The sequence below is a fragment of the Arthrobacter sp. STN4 genome (assembly GCF_024539665.1).
GTDB lineage: Bacteria > Actinomycetota > Actinomycetes > Actinomycetales > Micrococcaceae > Specibacter.
Genome location: NZ_JAKZGX010000011.1, coordinates 77,984 through 92,226, shown reverse-complemented (window position 1 = coordinate 92,226; position 14,243 = coordinate 77,984). Strand labels below are relative to the sequence as shown.

Genomic DNA, 14,243 nt, shown 5'->3' with positions numbered 1-14,243 from the left:
ACAAGGCGCCGGGCGTCGTCAGCCGTCCCTACGCGTTGGCGTCGCGCACGGCCCGGTTGACGGCGGAGATGACGGCCTTCAGGGACGAGGTGGAGGTGTTGGCGTCAACGCCGACACCCCACAGCACGCGCTCCCCCACGGCACATTCGACAAATGCCGCCGCGCGGGCGTCGCCGCCCTCGCTGAGGGCGTGCTCCGAGTAGTCCAGGACGCGCACGTCCACGCCGTCCTCCCCGAGGATGGCCAGCAGGGCGGCGATGGGACCGTTGCCGGTGCCGGTGCGCTGGCTCTTCGTCCCGTCGATCATCATGTTGGCAACCAGCGTCATTTCGCCGTCGTCGTCGGTGGAAGTGGTGAAGGGCCCGATGCGGTACCGGCCCCAGGCGTCATCGGAGACCTCTGCGGGCAGGTACTCGTCGGTGAAGATGCTCCACAGCTCGCTGCCGCTGACCTCGCCGCCCACCGTGTCGGTGCGCTTTTGGATGACACCGGAGAATTCGATTTGGGCGCGCCGCGGCAGGTCGAGGTTGTGTTCGTTTTTCAGCAGGTACGCCACGCCGCCCTTGCCGGACTGCGAGTTGACCCGGATCACGGCCTCGTAGCTGCGGCCCAGGTCCTTGGGGTCCACCGGCAGGTAGGGCACGGCCCAGGTGTGGTCGGAGACGGGACTGCCGGCCGCGGCGGCGTCCGCCTCGAGTGCCTCCAGGCCCTTCTTGATCGCGTCCTGGTGCGAACCGGAGAAGGCCGTGAACACCAGGTCGCCGCCGTAAGGGGTCCGTTCGGCCACCGGCAGCTGGTTGCAGTATTCAACCGTCCGCCGGACCTCGTCAATGTTGGAGAAGTCGATCATGGGGTCGATTCCCTGGGTGAACATGTTCAGCCCCAGGGTGACCAGGTCCACGTTGCCGGTGCGCTCACCGTTGCCGAACAGGCAGCCCTCGATCCGGTCCGCGCCGGCCATGTAGCCCAGCTCCGCGGCGGCAACGCCGGTGCCACGGTCGTTGTGGGGGTGCAGGGAAAGGATGATGCCCTCCCGCGGGTGCAGGTTCCGGCTCATCCACTCGATGGTGTCTGCATAGACGTTGGGGGTGGCCATTTCCACGGTGGCGGGCAGGTTGATGATCACCTGGCGGTCTTCGGAGGCCTCAAAGATGTCGGCGATCGCGTTGCACACCCGCAGTGCGTACTCCGGTTCCGTGCCGGTGAAGGACTCCGGGGAATATTCGTAGGTGATGTGGGTGTCCGCCAGGGATTCCTCGTACTTTTTGCACAGCCGGGCGCCCTGCAGCGCGATGTCCAAGATGCCGTCCTCGTCCTGGTTGAAGACCACCCGGCGCTGGAGCACCGAGGTGGAATTGTAGAGGTGCACAATGGCCTGCCTGGCGCCGGCCAGCGCCGCGTAGGTCCGCTCGATCAGGTGTTCGCGCGCCTGTGTCAGGACCTGGATGGTGACGTCATCAGGGATGTGGCCGCCTTCAATGAGCTGGCGCACAAAGTCGTAGTCGGTCTGGGAGGCCGAGGGGAAGCCAACCTCAATTTCCTTGTAGCCCATTTTGACGAGCAACTGGAACATCTTCATTTTCCGGCCCGGGCTCATGGGGTCGATGAGTGCCTGGTTGCCGTCCCGCAGGTCCACGGCGCACCAACGCGGGGCCTTCGTGATGACCTTGTCCGGCCAGGTGCGGTCCGGCAGGCTCACCGAAATCTGGTCCTGGAACGGCACGTAGCGGTGGACAGGCATGCCGGAGGTTTTTTGTGCGTTTCGCATGGGAGGTGACCTTAATCTTGTTCAACTTTTGGAGGCTGGGCCGGGCACCACAAACACCGCAGCGAGGGCGGCCACTGCCAAGTTGATCAGGTCAACGTGGTTTGGGCCTCGCCGCGGCAGCTAAGAAGGAGCATTCCAGTGCGCACATTTTTAGGTTAGCACGCCAGTAGGATGATGGTGAAAGGGCCCACCAATTGTGCATTTGGGGCCCGTAACGTGCCATCCGCGCGGCCCGCCCGGGCGGGAATCGCACCCACCATTCCAAGGGGAGAGATTACTGTGACACATTCCGGCGTCAACCAGGACGACATGGACCTCGGCATCCGGCCGCAGGACGACCTGTATGCCCATGTCAACGGCAAGTGGCTGGCTGCCGAGGTCATTCCGGCGGACCGCGCCCTCAGCGGCACCTTCAACGCCCTGCACGACGAGTCCGAGGCCGCTGTCCGGGCCATCATTGAACGGGCCGCCGCGGCGCAGCCGGGCGCCACGGCCGGGGGCAACGAGGCCAGGATCGGCGACCTCTACTCGGACTTCATGGACGAGGAGGCCGTGGAGGCGGCGGGGGCCGCACCGCTCGCCCCCAGGCTCAAGGCGGTGGACGGCGCAGATTCGATTGCCGCCGTCGTGACCTTGATGGGTGAGCTGGACCGCCGGGGCGGGGACGGCCTGTTCGGCGCCTACGTCAACAACGACGCCGGCAATCCCGAGCGCTCGCTGCTCCACCTGTTCCAGTCGGGGCTGGGCCTGCCGGACGAGTCCTATTACCGCGACGAAAAGTTTGCCGACGTCCGCACCGCCTACGTGGCGCACGTCCAGGCCATGCTGGCCCTTGCCGGAATCGCCGAGCCCGCAGCCAAGGCCACACGGGTCATGGCGCTGGAGACCGAGATTGCCGCCACGCACTGGGACAAGGTGACGCTGCGGGACCCCCAGAAAACATATAACCTCATGGACAAGCGCGACGCCCTGGAGTTGCTGCCGGCCCTGGAACTGTGGCTCGAGGCCCTCGGCGTCACGGCCGCCCAAAGCGCCGAACTCGTCGTTGCCACGCCGGACTTTTTCCGCGGCCAGGCCCCGCTCCTGGTCGAGGATCGGCTCGAGGACTGGAAGGCCTGGCTGGCGATGCGCACGATCGCCGGGGCAGCCCCTTATTTGTCGAAGGCCTTTGTGGATGAAAACTTTGCCTTCCACGGCACCACCCTGACCGGGACGCCCGCCATCCGGGACCGTTGGAAGCGCGGGGTGGCCCTGGTCGAGGGGGCCCTGGGCGAGGCGGTGGGCCAGCTGTATGTGGCCGAACACTTCCCCGAAGCCCACAAGGCGCGCATGGAGGTGCTGGTGGCAAACCTCATCGAGGCCTACCGCCAAAGCATCTCCGCACTGGGCTGGATGAGCCGGGAGACAATCGAAAAGGCACTTGCGAAGTTGGACGCGTTCGTGCCCAAGATCGGCTACCCGTCCAAGTGGCGCGACTACTCCACCCTGAAGATTGTGCCGGGAGACCTGATCGGCAACATCGAGCGGAGCAATGCCTTTGAGCTGGCCCGCCAGCTGGCCAAGATCGGGGCGCCGGTTGACCGCGAGGAGTGGTTCATGACGCCCCAGACCGTGAACGCCTACTACAACCCCACCATGAACGAGGTGGTGTTCCCGGCCGCCATCCTGCAGCCGCCGTTCTTTGACGCGGACGCCGACGATGCCGCCAACTACGGCGGCATCGGTGCGGTGATCGGGCACGAGATCGGCCACGGCTTCGACGACCAGGGTTCCCGGTTCGACGGCACCGGCGCCTTGCGGAACTGGTGGACCGACACGGACCGCAGCGCCTTCGAGGCACTGACGGCGAAACTCGTCAAGCAGTACAACGCGCTCTCGCCGTCGGCCGCCCCGGACCGTCACGTCAACGGCGAGCTGACCCTCGGCGAGAACATCGGCGACCTGGGCGGGCTCGCCATCGGCTACAAGGCCTACCACCTCAGCCTTGACGGGGCGGTGCCGCCCGGCATTGACGGGCTCAGCGCCGCCCAACGGTTCTTCTTCTCCTGGGCCGGGTGCTGGCGCACGAAGATCCGCCCCGAGGAGGCGGTGCGCCGCCTCGCCGTCGACCCCCACTCCCCCGCCGAGTGGCGGTGCAACGCCGTGGTGCGCAACCTCGACGCCTTCCACGAAGCCTTCGCCACGTCCGCCGGCGACGGACTGTGGCTGGAGCCCGAAGAGCGCGTCAGCATCTGGTAGCAGCCGCCGGCGGTGGCGGCAATCCCTGCCACACCGAACGCCACCGCCAGGGCGCCTGCGCTACTTGGTGTAGTAGAGCGGGTTGACCGTCAGGCAGCCGCCGCTTTGATCTGCGGTGCTGGCGACAATGTCCTTCGGGACCACGATCCTGCCAAAGTCCGTCCCACTGGTCCAGTCGGTTCCGATGACCAGCTGCACGCCGGAAATGGAGGGGACGGACTGCACTGCGGTGGCAGGAATGTGGAACAGCTTGGCAACATCGGCGGCCACGTCGGACATGTCGGGTCCGTAGAGGACCTTGGTCTCGTTCTCGGGCGCGACGTCCCCCGCGGACCAGGAATTCGTGAATCCGCTGGAAGCAAGGCTGGCCAGCACTTCCGTGGCCCGTCCGACGATCGCTGAGGCGTTGGCCACGCTGATGGGCTGCAACGCCTTGTCGTAGGCCGCCTTCGTGGGCGTCTGCGTGGTAGTGGTGGGCGCAGCACCGGCCGTCCCCGCCGCGGCCGGCGTCGACGGTTTGGCGGAGGGGGCGGCGGAACTCGGGGTGGCCTTCGCCGGCGCCCGGGTCAGTGCGGTGTCATGCCGCAGGGCGGCGAAGAACTGCCCGGCGGCGGGCTCCTTGAGCTGCACCCGGTTGGGGTCCGAGACGTAAGGCTCGTTGGGCACGGTGACGAACGACACGTTGGCGAGATTGATCTTGGAGAGCCTCGTGGCGATCCCCACCATGGCAGGGATGTTGGCCAGTCCCTCGTCGATGGTCAGGTTCTTGGTGACGACGTCTGCCAGCTGGTACAGCTTGGGCAGGTTGGTCAGGGTGCCTTCCTCCTTGACCTTGCGCACCATGGAACCGAGGAAGTACTGCTGGGCCTTGATCCGGGCCAGGTCGCTGGAGTCGCCGAAGGCGTGGCGCGTGCGCAGGAAGGCCAGGGCCTGTTCGCCCTTGACCAGGCTCTTGCCGGCCGGCAGCTTCAGGAAGGAGCCGTTGACGTCGTACATGGCGTGGTTGACACAGACCTCAACGCCGCCCAGCGCGTTGGAGAGCTCCTTGACGGCCGTGAAGTCGGCGAGCATGAAGTGGTCAATGGTCAACCCGGTCAGCTGATTGATGGCTGCCACGGTGCAGCCGGGGCCTTCGGCCAGGGCCGCGTTCAGCTGGCCCATCGCCTGGCCCGGCACGATCTGGCCGGTTGTGGGCGACTTGCAGTCCGGAATGGGGACCATGAGGTCGCGGGGGAAGCTGGTGACCGACACCTGGGAATTGTCCGCGGAAATGTTCATCAGGAGCATGACGTCGGAGTGGCCCGGGCCGCTGGAGTCCGCGGCGGTGCCGTATTCGCTGTTCTTCCCGGCACGGGTGTCGGTGCCCAGGATCAACACCTGCAGCGAGCCGGAATCCTCCGCGGGCTTCTTGCCGCCGTTTTCCAGCCCGGCATTGAGCGGGGAGGTGGTGACGTTTTGCTGCAGCTTCATGACCAGCACGCCGGCCGTGCCCAGCACCAGCACCAGCACGCCCGAAACGCACACGGCAGCAATCTTCAGCCACAGCGGGGCCTTGTGCCGCGGCGTGAAGTGCCGGCCGATGGGTGATCCGTCGGCCACGGCCCCCCGGGGGGTCGCGCCGGCAGCCTTGGCTGCCGGTGAATTGGCGCGGCGTCTCGCCATTGATGAACCTTTCACTGCGGATGGGGAACTCGATCGAGTTTACCGGGCAAGACTGGGAACAATCGCAAAGAAGTCCCGGTGCCCTCCCGGGCCCGCGCCCGCGGCGGCTAAAAACCGAGCTTGACCAGCTGCTTCGGGTCCCGCTGCCAGTCCTTGGCGACCTTGACGTGCAGGTCAAGGTAGATCCTGGTGCCGAGCAGCGCCTCGATCCCGTGCCGCGCCGTGGTCCCCACCTCGCGCAGGCGGGCACCGCCCTTGCCGATGATGATGGCCTTTTGCGAGGGCCGTTCCACATACAGGTTCACCCGGACGTCCAGCAGCTCGTGGCCCTCGGTGCGGCCTTCACGGGGGACAATCTCCTCCACCACCACGGCCAGCGAGTGCGGGAGCTCGTCGCGCACCCCTTCCAGGGCTGCCTCGCGGACCAGCTCGGCGACCATGACGGCCTCGGGCTCATCCGTCAGCTCTCCGTCGGGGTAGAGGGCCGGGGATTCCGGCATGTAGCCGGCGAGGACCCCGGCGAGGGTTTCCACCTGGAAGTCCTCCACGGCGGAGACGGGCACGACGTCGGCGAAACCGTCCGGTCCCATGACCTCCCGTCCCAGCGCCTCGACGGCGATGAGCTGGTCGGTGACCGCCTGCCGGTCCACGGTGTCGGTCTTGGTGACGATTGCGATGACGGGCTTGCGGCCCACCTGTCCGAGCTGCTGGGCGATGTAACGGTCGCCGGGGCCGATCTTTTCATTCGCGGGCAGGCAGAAGCCGATGGCGTCGACCTCTGAGAGGGTTTCGGCCACCAGTTCGTTCAGGCGCTTGCCCAGCAGTGTGCGGGGGCGGTGCAGCCCTGGCGTGTCCACGAGCACCAGCTGGTAGGTGTCGCGGTGGACGATCCCACGAATGGTGTGGCGGGTGGTCTGTGGCTTGGCGGAGGTGATGGCAACTTTCTGGCCCACCAGCGCATTCGTCAGCGTCGATTTACCAGCGTTCGGCCGGCCGGCGAGGACCGCAAATCCGGCACGGAAGCCCTCGTTCTTGGGCGAGGGCATGGCCAGCGATCCCTTTTTCTTACTCATGGTTGCTCCTGTGGTGTTGATCGCCCGTCGTGCCATGCCCCGGGATGCCGGGGTCGTGGGCAAGTGGCGTAGGGGGTTCGTGTCCGGCACTGCCGGTGGTGCCATTCCCGGACCCGGGGGCCAGGCTGGCAATGACGTGGCTGACGCGGTTGCGGCCCGGCTCCATGCGGTCGGCCACCAGGCGGATGCCGGAGACCACAACACTGCTGCCCGGTGCGGGAATCCGACCGAGGTGCTTGGCCAGCAGCCCGCCCACGGTGTCCACCTCGTCGTCGTCCAGTTCCTTGCCGAAGAGTTCGCCAAAATCCTCCACGCCCATGCGGGCGCGGATGCGGTAGCGGCCGTGGCCCAGCCCCTGCACGTCCGGGGACACGGAATCATATTCGTCCGAGATTTCCCCGACGATTTCCTCGATCAGGTCCTCCAGGGTCACCAGCCCGGCTGTGCCGCCGTATTCGTCCACCACAATGGCCACATGGGTGGATTCTCCCTGCAGTTCCTTCAGCAGGTCATCGACCGGCTTGGACTCGGGCACATACCGGACGTTGCGGGCCAGGCTTTCAACGGCCGGGCGGGGGTCGCCCTCGGCGAGCCGGTGCATGGTGGCCACCAGGTCCTTCAGGTACAGGATGCCCAGGATGTGGTCGGTGTCGTCCCCGATGACGGGCACCCGGGAAAAGCCGGAGGCCAGGAACACGTCCATGGCGCCTTCCAGCGTGGCGCCCTGTTCAATGCTGCGGATGTCGGTGCGCGGGACCATGACGGCCCGGACCATGGTTTCGCCGAGGTCGAACACGCTTTGGATGAGTTCGGCCTCGTTGTCCTCAATCATGTCCGAATCGCTGGCCCGGTCCACGAATTCGCGGAATTCCTCTTCCGTCACGAAGGCCTCCTCGGTGCCGGAGACGTCCTTGGTGACGGCGCCGCCGAGCTTGAGAAACCATCCGGGCATGGGGCCGAGGATGCGGTACAGCAAACGCACCAGCCACGCCGTGCGCCCCACCAGCGCAGCGGAGTACATCCGGCCCAGGCGCCGGGGGGAGGTGCCCACCAATATGAAGCTGACCCCGGCCATGATGACCGTGGCAATCAGCCCGGCAACCCATTCGTTGCGCAGCAGGTCCACCAGCAGAAGCGAAACGGCCACGGCGGCGGCCATTTCAAACCAGACACGCCAAAACCGCAACGCGTTCAGGTGCGCCATGGGGTCCTCAAGGATGCGCAGCAGCGCGGTGCCGCGGCTGTGGGCGGCCACGGCCTCGGCATCGTGCCGGGGAAAAAAGTTCAGCGCCGACTCGACAGCGGTCAGCAGGGCCGCGATGGCGGTGAAGACCACCAGCATGGCCGGCAGGGCGACCAGGGTCACTGCATTGTCTCCCGGGGGGCCTCCCGGCCCAGGTAGCTGGCGAGCAGTTCGCGTTGCAGGCCAAACATCTCTTCCTTCTCCTCCGGCTCGGCATGGTCATAGCCCAGGAGGTGGAGGACGCCGTGGGTGGTCAACAGCAGCAGCTCCTCCTCCATGGAGTGTCCTGCCGCCACAGCCTGTTCCTGCGCCACGACCGGGCACAGCACAATGTCCCCGAGCAGGCCGGCCGGCGTCGGCTGCTCCGGCGTGCCGGGGCGCAGCTCGTCCATGGGGAATGACAGGACGTCCGTGGGACCGGGCTCGTCCATCCATTCAATGTGGAGCTTTTCCATGTTCTCCACGTCCGCCATGATGATGGACACTTCCGTTTCGGGGTGGACGTGCATCCGGGTCAGGATGTGCCGGACCAGCTTGACCAGTTCCTCTTCGCGGACGACGACGCCGGACTCGTTGTTGATTTCAATGCTCATCGCTTGTGTTGGTCCTTGGAATTGGTGTGTGCCCGGGTCCCGTGGCCGGCGGTGGCCCTGCGGGTCCCGGCGTCTTCGGTGGCGGGTTGCGGGCTGACGAGCGTGTGGTGCTCCTCGTCCCATTCGTTGTAGGCACGCACGATGGCCCCCACCAGCCGGTGGCGGACCACGTCGGTGGCATCGAGGATGGAGAAGTTGATGTCCTCGACGTCGTGCAGGATCTCTTCCACGACGCGCAGGCCGGACCGCGTGCCGGTGGGCAGGTCCACCTGGGTGATGTCGCCGGTGACGACAATCTTCGAGCCAAAGCCCAGGCGGGTGAGGAACATCTTCATTTGTTCGGGGGTGGTGTTCTGGGCCTCGTCCAGGATGATGAAGGCGTCGTTGAGCGTCCGTCCGCGCATGTAGGCCAGCGGTGCCACCTCAATCGTGCCCGCCGCCATGAGGCGCGGAATGGTTTCCGGGTCCATCATGTCGTGCAGCGCGTCGTAGAGCGGGCGCAGGTACGGGTCGATCTTGTCGTTAAGGGTGCCGGGCAGGAAGCCCAGCCGCTCCCCCGCCTCGACGGCGGGCCGGGTGAGGATGATGCGGCTGACATCCTTGCGCTGGAGGGCCTGGACCGCCTTGGCCATGGCCAGGTAGGTCTTGCCCGTGCCCGCGGGGCCGATCCCGAACACGATGGTGTTGCGGTCGATTGCATCCACGTACGTTTTCTGGTTCAGCGTCTTGGGGCGGATGGTGCGCCCGCGCGAGGACAGGATGTCCTGGGTGAGGATGTCCACGACGGAGGACTCCGGCCGGGCCTTGAGCAAGGTGGCCAGCTGCTCCCAGACGCCGGCGTTCATGGTGGTGTGCCGGGCCACCATGCCGCGTGCTTCCTCCATGAGGTGCATGATGCGCGGAACCACGGCCTCGGGCCCCGAGATCGAGAGCACGTTGCCGCGGGCGAGGAAGCTGACCGCCGGGTAGAGTCCCTCGACAATCCTGAGACCCTCGTCCTCCGCACCGAGGGTGGCAACCATTTGTTCGGTGGAGGAAAACTGGACCACTTCAGTGCGTGTGCCGTCCACGGAGTGCGGGAATTGCCGCCCGGATCCAAGGTCCGGAAACTGTTCGTGTCGGCTGGCTGTTGTCTCTGGCATAAGTTCGGCCCTGCGGGCCTGTAATCTCTCCTTGGTGGAACCGGGCTGCCCCGGTTGTTTTCCCTTGCTGATAAACGTTTCTGCTCAACTTCAATCCTAGTGCACGCAGGCCCTGCGGTGTGGGGATTGCCTGCAGCGGCGCAACCGGCCGCAGGGCCGGTTTGGGCACCGGATTGATATACATGGGGTCACTTTAGTGTTTCGATACGGTTTCAGTTCGCGGATTTGCCCCCAGATCCGGGCGGGCTCCGGGTTCCGTGTGCCAAGCTATTGAAGGTTCGAAGTCTGTGGGGGCACTTGGAGCACCGCATCGGCCGCATGGCGGCCTGCCACCAACCAGCCTGAAAAGCGAGCTAAGCATCGGCATGCCTGTACATCCGCGCACCCCCCGTCCGCACGCACCCGTGCCGGACCGGCCGGTGCGCCGGGTCCCGGCCGGGGCAGGCAGGCGGGCCGGGCTGGCCGCCGCCGTCGTGGCCGCGACCCTGATGGCAAGCGGCTGCGCTGCCGGAGTGCGGAACGCCAATGACACCGTGATGCCGACGACGGCCGGAACCCGGTCCACCAGCCAGGTCACCAGCGCCCCGCTGGAAACCCCTGCCGCCACCCAGACGATTCCCGTGTACTGGCTGGGGCACAGCAACAATTCCGTCTACCTGTACCGTGAATTCCTGCCCTCACCCACCACCGATGAACCGATCGTCGCCGCCCTGCAGGCGATGATGACCCGTTCCCCGAAGGACCCGGATTATTTTTCGGTCTGGAAGAAGCCGTCGCGCCTGGCCGCGTCCATCTCGGCCAAGAATGTCATTACGGTTGATGTCTCTGCCGACGCCTTTGGGCAGGCGGTGGACGCCGGCATTGCCAGGCGGTCGGTGTCCCAGCTGGTGTACACCGCCACCGCCTCCGCCGCCATGGCCGGGCTGATCAACCCCGATGCCGCCGTCCAGGTGTCCATATTGGTAGACGGGCACACCGGCTTCAACGCCTTTGGCCACGTCGTCCTCGACAAGCCGCAAACGCGCGACCCCGCCCTGGTGGCCCCGGTGTGGATCATTGACCCCGGCAACGGCGCCACCAGCCACGGGCTGCCGCTGAAGGTGGACGGGCAGGGCATTTCGCCCAGCGGTTCGCTGTCCTGGAGCCTGTCCGCGGTGACCGGCGGCAAGGCCGGGGGCGTCTACCAGTCCGGGACGGTCAGGATTCCCAAGGGGCCGGGCCAGCTCGGCGCCTTCAGCTTCACCGTGGTGCCCCCGCTGGGCACCTACCAGGTTTCGGTTTTCATCGCCGACCCGAGCGTCCCCGGGGGGCAGGTCGGCGTGGACAGCAAGGTCGTCACGCTGTCTGGGCCCACCGCCAGCCCGGCAGCAAAATAAGCCTGCCGCAGCCGGTGGTGCGGCTGCCTGCCGCTACCAGCGGCCCAGTTCTTCGCTGAGAAGCACGACGGCGGCCGGCCCGGCCGTGGACGAGCGCAGCACGTGCCGTCCCAACCTGGCGGTGCGCGCCCCTGCCGCCAGGAAGGCATCCACCTCCCGGGAGCTCATCCCGCCTTCGGGCCCCACCACCATCACGATGCTGGCACCCGTGTCCTGCCCCGCGGGCGAACCGCGCCAGGAGCGCACCACGGCGGGCAGGGTGTCCACGGCGTCCTCGTGCAGGACCAGGGCCAGTCCGGCGCCCCGGATCAGGTCCACCAGGCCCGCGGTGCCAACGAGTTCGCCGACGCCGGGGATGCGGGCCCGGCGGGCCTGCTTGGCGGCGGCCGCCACTGCCCCCTGCCACTTCGCCCGGCCCTTGGCGGCCTTGTCCGCCTTCCAGCGGACGATGGAGCGCTCGGCCTGCCACGGCACCACCGTATCCACGCCAAGCTCCGTGGCTGTTTCAATCGCCAGTTCGTCACGGTCGCCCTTGGCGAGGGCCTGGACCAGCACCAGCCCAAAGGCGGCCGCATCCTCGGCGGCCACCTGGTCGACCCGGACGTCCAGGACCCCGGCCGACGCTGCGGTGACGGTGCACACCAGGCGCAACCCGCCGCCGTCGCACACGTCCACGGGTTCGCCCGGCGTGAGCCTTTTAACCGTGGCCGCATGGCGTCCCTCGGCCCCGTCGAGGCGGAAGGCGTCACCGGGTTTCAAGGGCGCCAGCTGTTGGGGCGTGGCGTAAAAGACGGGGTTGCTCACGGCACCCTAGAGGTTGCCGAGCTTGTCGCGGAGCCTGGCAAACATGCCGCCGCTGCTGACCAGCTTCCCCTCGCTGAAGGTTTCCCCGCGCAGGGCGGCGAGCTGCTTGAGCAGTTCCTCCTGGGCGGCATCGGGCTTGGTGGGGGTTTCGACGTGGACGTGGACCTTGAGGTCGCCGCGGCCATAGCCGCGCAGGTGCGTCACGCCAAGGCTGCGCAGGTTGATGACCTCACCGGCCTGGGTGCCGGGCTTGATGGTGATGGGCTGCTCGCCGTCGAACGTCTCCAGGGCCAGTTCGGTGCCGAGCGCGGCCGCCGTCATGGGCACGCTCAGGGTGGCGTGCAGGTCGTCGCCCTCACGCAGGAAGGCGGGGTCGTTGTTGACCTTCATTTCCACGTACAGGTCCCCGGACGGTCCGCCCGCGGGGCCGGCCTCGCCCTGGGCGGCCAGCTGGATGCGGGTGCCGGTGTTCACGCCGGCCGGGACCTTGATGGTCAGGGTGCGGCGGTCGCGGATGCGGCCCTCGCCCATGCACTCGTTGCAGGGGTCCTCGATGCGGGTCCCGTAGCCCTGGCACGAGTTGCAGGTGGCCAGGGTCATGACGTTGCCCAGGATGGAGCGCATGGGGCGCTGGATCTGGCCGCTGCCGTGGCAGACGTCGCAGGTGACCGGGTGCGTGCCGGGACGGCAGCAGCTGCCCTCACATGTGGGGCAGGTGATGGCGGTGTCGATTTCAAGCTTCTTGTTGACGCCAAAAACGGCTTCGCGCAGGTCGATGCGGACGGTGATGAGGGCGTCCTGGCCGCGGCGCATGCGCGGTTCCGGGCCCCGGCCCTGTCCGCCACCCCCACCAAAGAATGTCTCGAAGATGTCCTGGAAGGCGAAGCCCTGGCCGTCGAAGTTGCCGCCGCCGGCGCTGCTGCCGTTTTCGTTGCCGGTGGTGTCGTAGACGCGGCGTTTTTGCGGGTCGGAAAGGATCTCGTAGGCGTGCGTGACGGCCTTGAACCGCTCCTGGGCGTCCGGGGCGTCGTTGACGTCCGGGTGAAGTTTCCGCGCGAGCTTGCGGTACGCCTTCTTGATTTCCTCCGCGGTCGCGTCGCGGGAGACACCCAATGCGTCGTAGTGGTTGCTCAAAATTCTTACTCTCTCCAGTGGAACGTGTTCGTAGGGTTGCCGTGCCGGCCGGTCAGCCGGCCAAAATTCGTGACAGGTACCGGGCCACGGCCCGGACGCTGGACATGGTGTTGGGGTAATCCATCCGGGTGGGGCCCACCACCCCCAGTTTGGCGCTGGCATCGGGCCCGTAGCCGGTTGCCACCACCGACGCCTCCGACAGGGAGTCGTGCGGGTTTTCGCGGCCGATGCTCACGGCCATGCCCAGCGAGTCCTGGGCCATCTGCTCCAGGAGGCGCAGCAGCACCACCTGCTCCTCCAGCGCATCCAGGACCGGGCCAATGCTCAGCGGGAAGTCATTGTTGGACCGGGCCAGGTTGGCCGTGCCGGCCAGCACGATGCGGTCCTCCCGCGCGGCCCGGGCGAGCTGCTCCAGGCCGTGGGCCAGCTTGCGGGCCGTCTCCTGCTCGGACGCCGGAAGGGCTGTGGGCAGCAGTTCCAGTGCTGCGGGCAGGTTGGCGACCGTGCAGCCGTGCAGGATGGACAGGAACTCCTGGCGCAGCGCAGCCAGCCGGACGTCGTCCAGGGGGATGCCGACGTCGATCACCGACTGCTCCACCTTGCCCGAGGCCAGGATGAGCACCACCAACACCTGCATGGGGCCCAGGGACACAAATTCGATGTGCCGCACAGTGGCCTTGGCCGAGCGCGGATACTGCACCACGGCAACCTGGTTCGTCAGTTGCGCCAGCGCACGCACCGTGCGCTCAAGCACGTCGTCCAGGTCGGTCGACCCGTCCAGCAGGATCGCAATGGCGCGCCGTTCCGCGGCCGAGAGCGGCTTGACGGAGGAGATCTGGTCCACGAAGAGCCGGTAGCCCTTGTCTGTGGGAATGCGCCCCGAGCTGGTGTGGGGCGCAGTGATCAGCCCCTCCTCCTCCAACGCCGCCATGTCATTGCGGATGGTGGCGCTCGAGACGCCCAGGCGGTGCCGTTCCACAAGCGCCTTGGAGCCGACCGGTTCGCGGGAATGGACATAGTCTTCGACGATGGCCCGGAGGACTTCCAGCTTCCGTGGTTCACTCATGCCTTGCACCTCCTTGATTAGCACTCTACCTATTCAAGTGCCAAGTCTAATACTTTCCCGGCACGGGTTTTCGGCACGCCGCCCGGCAGGTCCCCGCACGCGGCACCGGAAGGGGCGCTAGCATGGAATTTTCCGCCACGGCCG

11 protein-coding genes are annotated in these 14,243 nt (G+C 67.0%); 2 read left to right on the top strand and 9 right to left on the bottom strand.

Features of this window, described 5'->3' with window-relative positions; translation table 11 throughout:
- Positions 1 to 28 precede the first annotated feature (28 nt).
- Entirely contained in the window at positions 29 to 1,768 is a 1,740-nt protein-coding gene (gene leuA / locus MMF96_RS10235; RefSeq protein WP_176615920.1) for a 2-isopropylmalate synthase, read from the bottom strand.
- 279 nt (positions 1,769 to 2,047) lie between these two features.
- Between leuA and MMF96_RS10230 the strand changes: the two genes are divergently transcribed.
- Positions 2,048 to 4,006, top strand: coding sequence for a M13-type metalloendopeptidase (locus tag MMF96_RS10230; RefSeq protein WP_309145228.1), 1,959 nt, complete (start codon positions 2,048 to 2,050; stop codon positions 4,004 to 4,006).
- A gap of 60 nt (positions 4,007 to 4,066) precedes the next feature.
- Here MMF96_RS10230 and MMF96_RS10225 read toward each other — a convergent pair whose 3' ends face one another.
- The 5 genes from MMF96_RS10225 to MMF96_RS10205 form a co-directional block, all read right to left on the bottom strand.
- Positions 4,067 to 5,668 carry an LCP family protein gene (locus MMF96_RS10225; RefSeq protein ID WP_256883477.1) on the bottom strand — a complete coding sequence of 534 codons (1,602 nt, stop codon included), beginning with the start codon at positions 5,666 to 5,668 and terminating at the stop codon, positions 4,067 to 4,069.
- Positions 5,669 to 5,775: 107 nt separating this feature from the next.
- On the bottom strand, positions 5,776 to 6,741 hold the full coding sequence (gene era, locus MMF96_RS10220) for a GTPase Era (protein WP_176615918.1): 966 nt from the start codon (positions 6,739 to 6,741) through the stop codon (positions 5,776 to 5,778).
- Positions 6,734 to 8,107, bottom strand: a complete 1,374-nt coding sequence (locus MMF96_RS10215) for a hemolysin family protein (RefSeq protein WP_256883476.1) — start codon at positions 8,105 to 8,107, stop codon at positions 6,734 to 6,736. Before MMF96_RS10215 ends, era begins: the two co-directional genes overlap by 8 nt.
- A complete protein-coding gene (ybeY, locus tag MMF96_RS10210) occupies positions 8,104 to 8,577 on the bottom strand; it encodes an rRNA maturation RNase YbeY (RefSeq protein ID WP_176615916.1) in 474 nt (157 codons plus the stop codon). Before ybeY ends, MMF96_RS10215 begins: the two co-directional genes overlap by 4 nt.
- Positions 8,574 to 9,719, bottom strand: a complete 1,146-nt coding sequence (locus MMF96_RS10205; protein ID WP_256883475.1) for a PhoH family protein — start codon at positions 9,717 to 9,719, stop codon at positions 8,574 to 8,576. Before MMF96_RS10205 ends, ybeY begins: the two co-directional genes overlap by 4 nt.
- A 365-nt stretch (positions 9,720 to 10,084) precedes the next feature.
- On the opposite strand from MMF96_RS10205, the gene MMF96_RS10200 reads away from it, so the two are divergent.
- The gene (locus tag MMF96_RS10200) at positions 10,085 to 11,095 is read left to right on the top strand and encodes a GerMN domain-containing protein (protein ID WP_256883474.1); all 1,011 of its coding nucleotides are present in this window, start codon (positions 10,085 to 10,087) and stop codon (positions 11,093 to 11,095) included.
- Positions 11,096 to 11,128: 33 nt separating this feature from the next.
- On the opposite strand, the gene MMF96_RS10195 is transcribed toward MMF96_RS10200, so the two are convergent.
- The 3 genes from MMF96_RS10195 to hrcA are packed head-to-tail and all read right to left on the bottom strand — an operon-like array spanning position 11,129 to position 14,099.
- A complete protein-coding gene (locus MMF96_RS10195) occupies positions 11,129 to 11,899 on the bottom strand; it encodes a 16S rRNA (uracil(1498)-N(3))-methyltransferase (protein ID WP_256883473.1) in 771 nt (256 codons plus the stop codon).
- Between the two features lie 6 nt (positions 11,900 to 11,905).
- Positions 11,906 to 13,033: a molecular chaperone DnaJ gene (dnaJ, locus tag MMF96_RS10190; RefSeq protein ID WP_256883472.1), complete on the bottom strand. Its 1,128-nt coding sequence runs from the start codon at positions 13,031 to 13,033 to the stop codon at positions 11,906 to 11,908.
- A gap of 52 nt (positions 13,034 to 13,085) precedes the next feature.
- Entirely contained in the window at positions 13,086 to 14,099 is a 1,014-nt protein-coding gene (gene hrcA / locus MMF96_RS10185) for a heat-inducible transcriptional repressor HrcA (RefSeq protein WP_176615911.1), read from the bottom strand.
- Positions 14,100 to 14,243 lie beyond the last annotated feature (144 nt).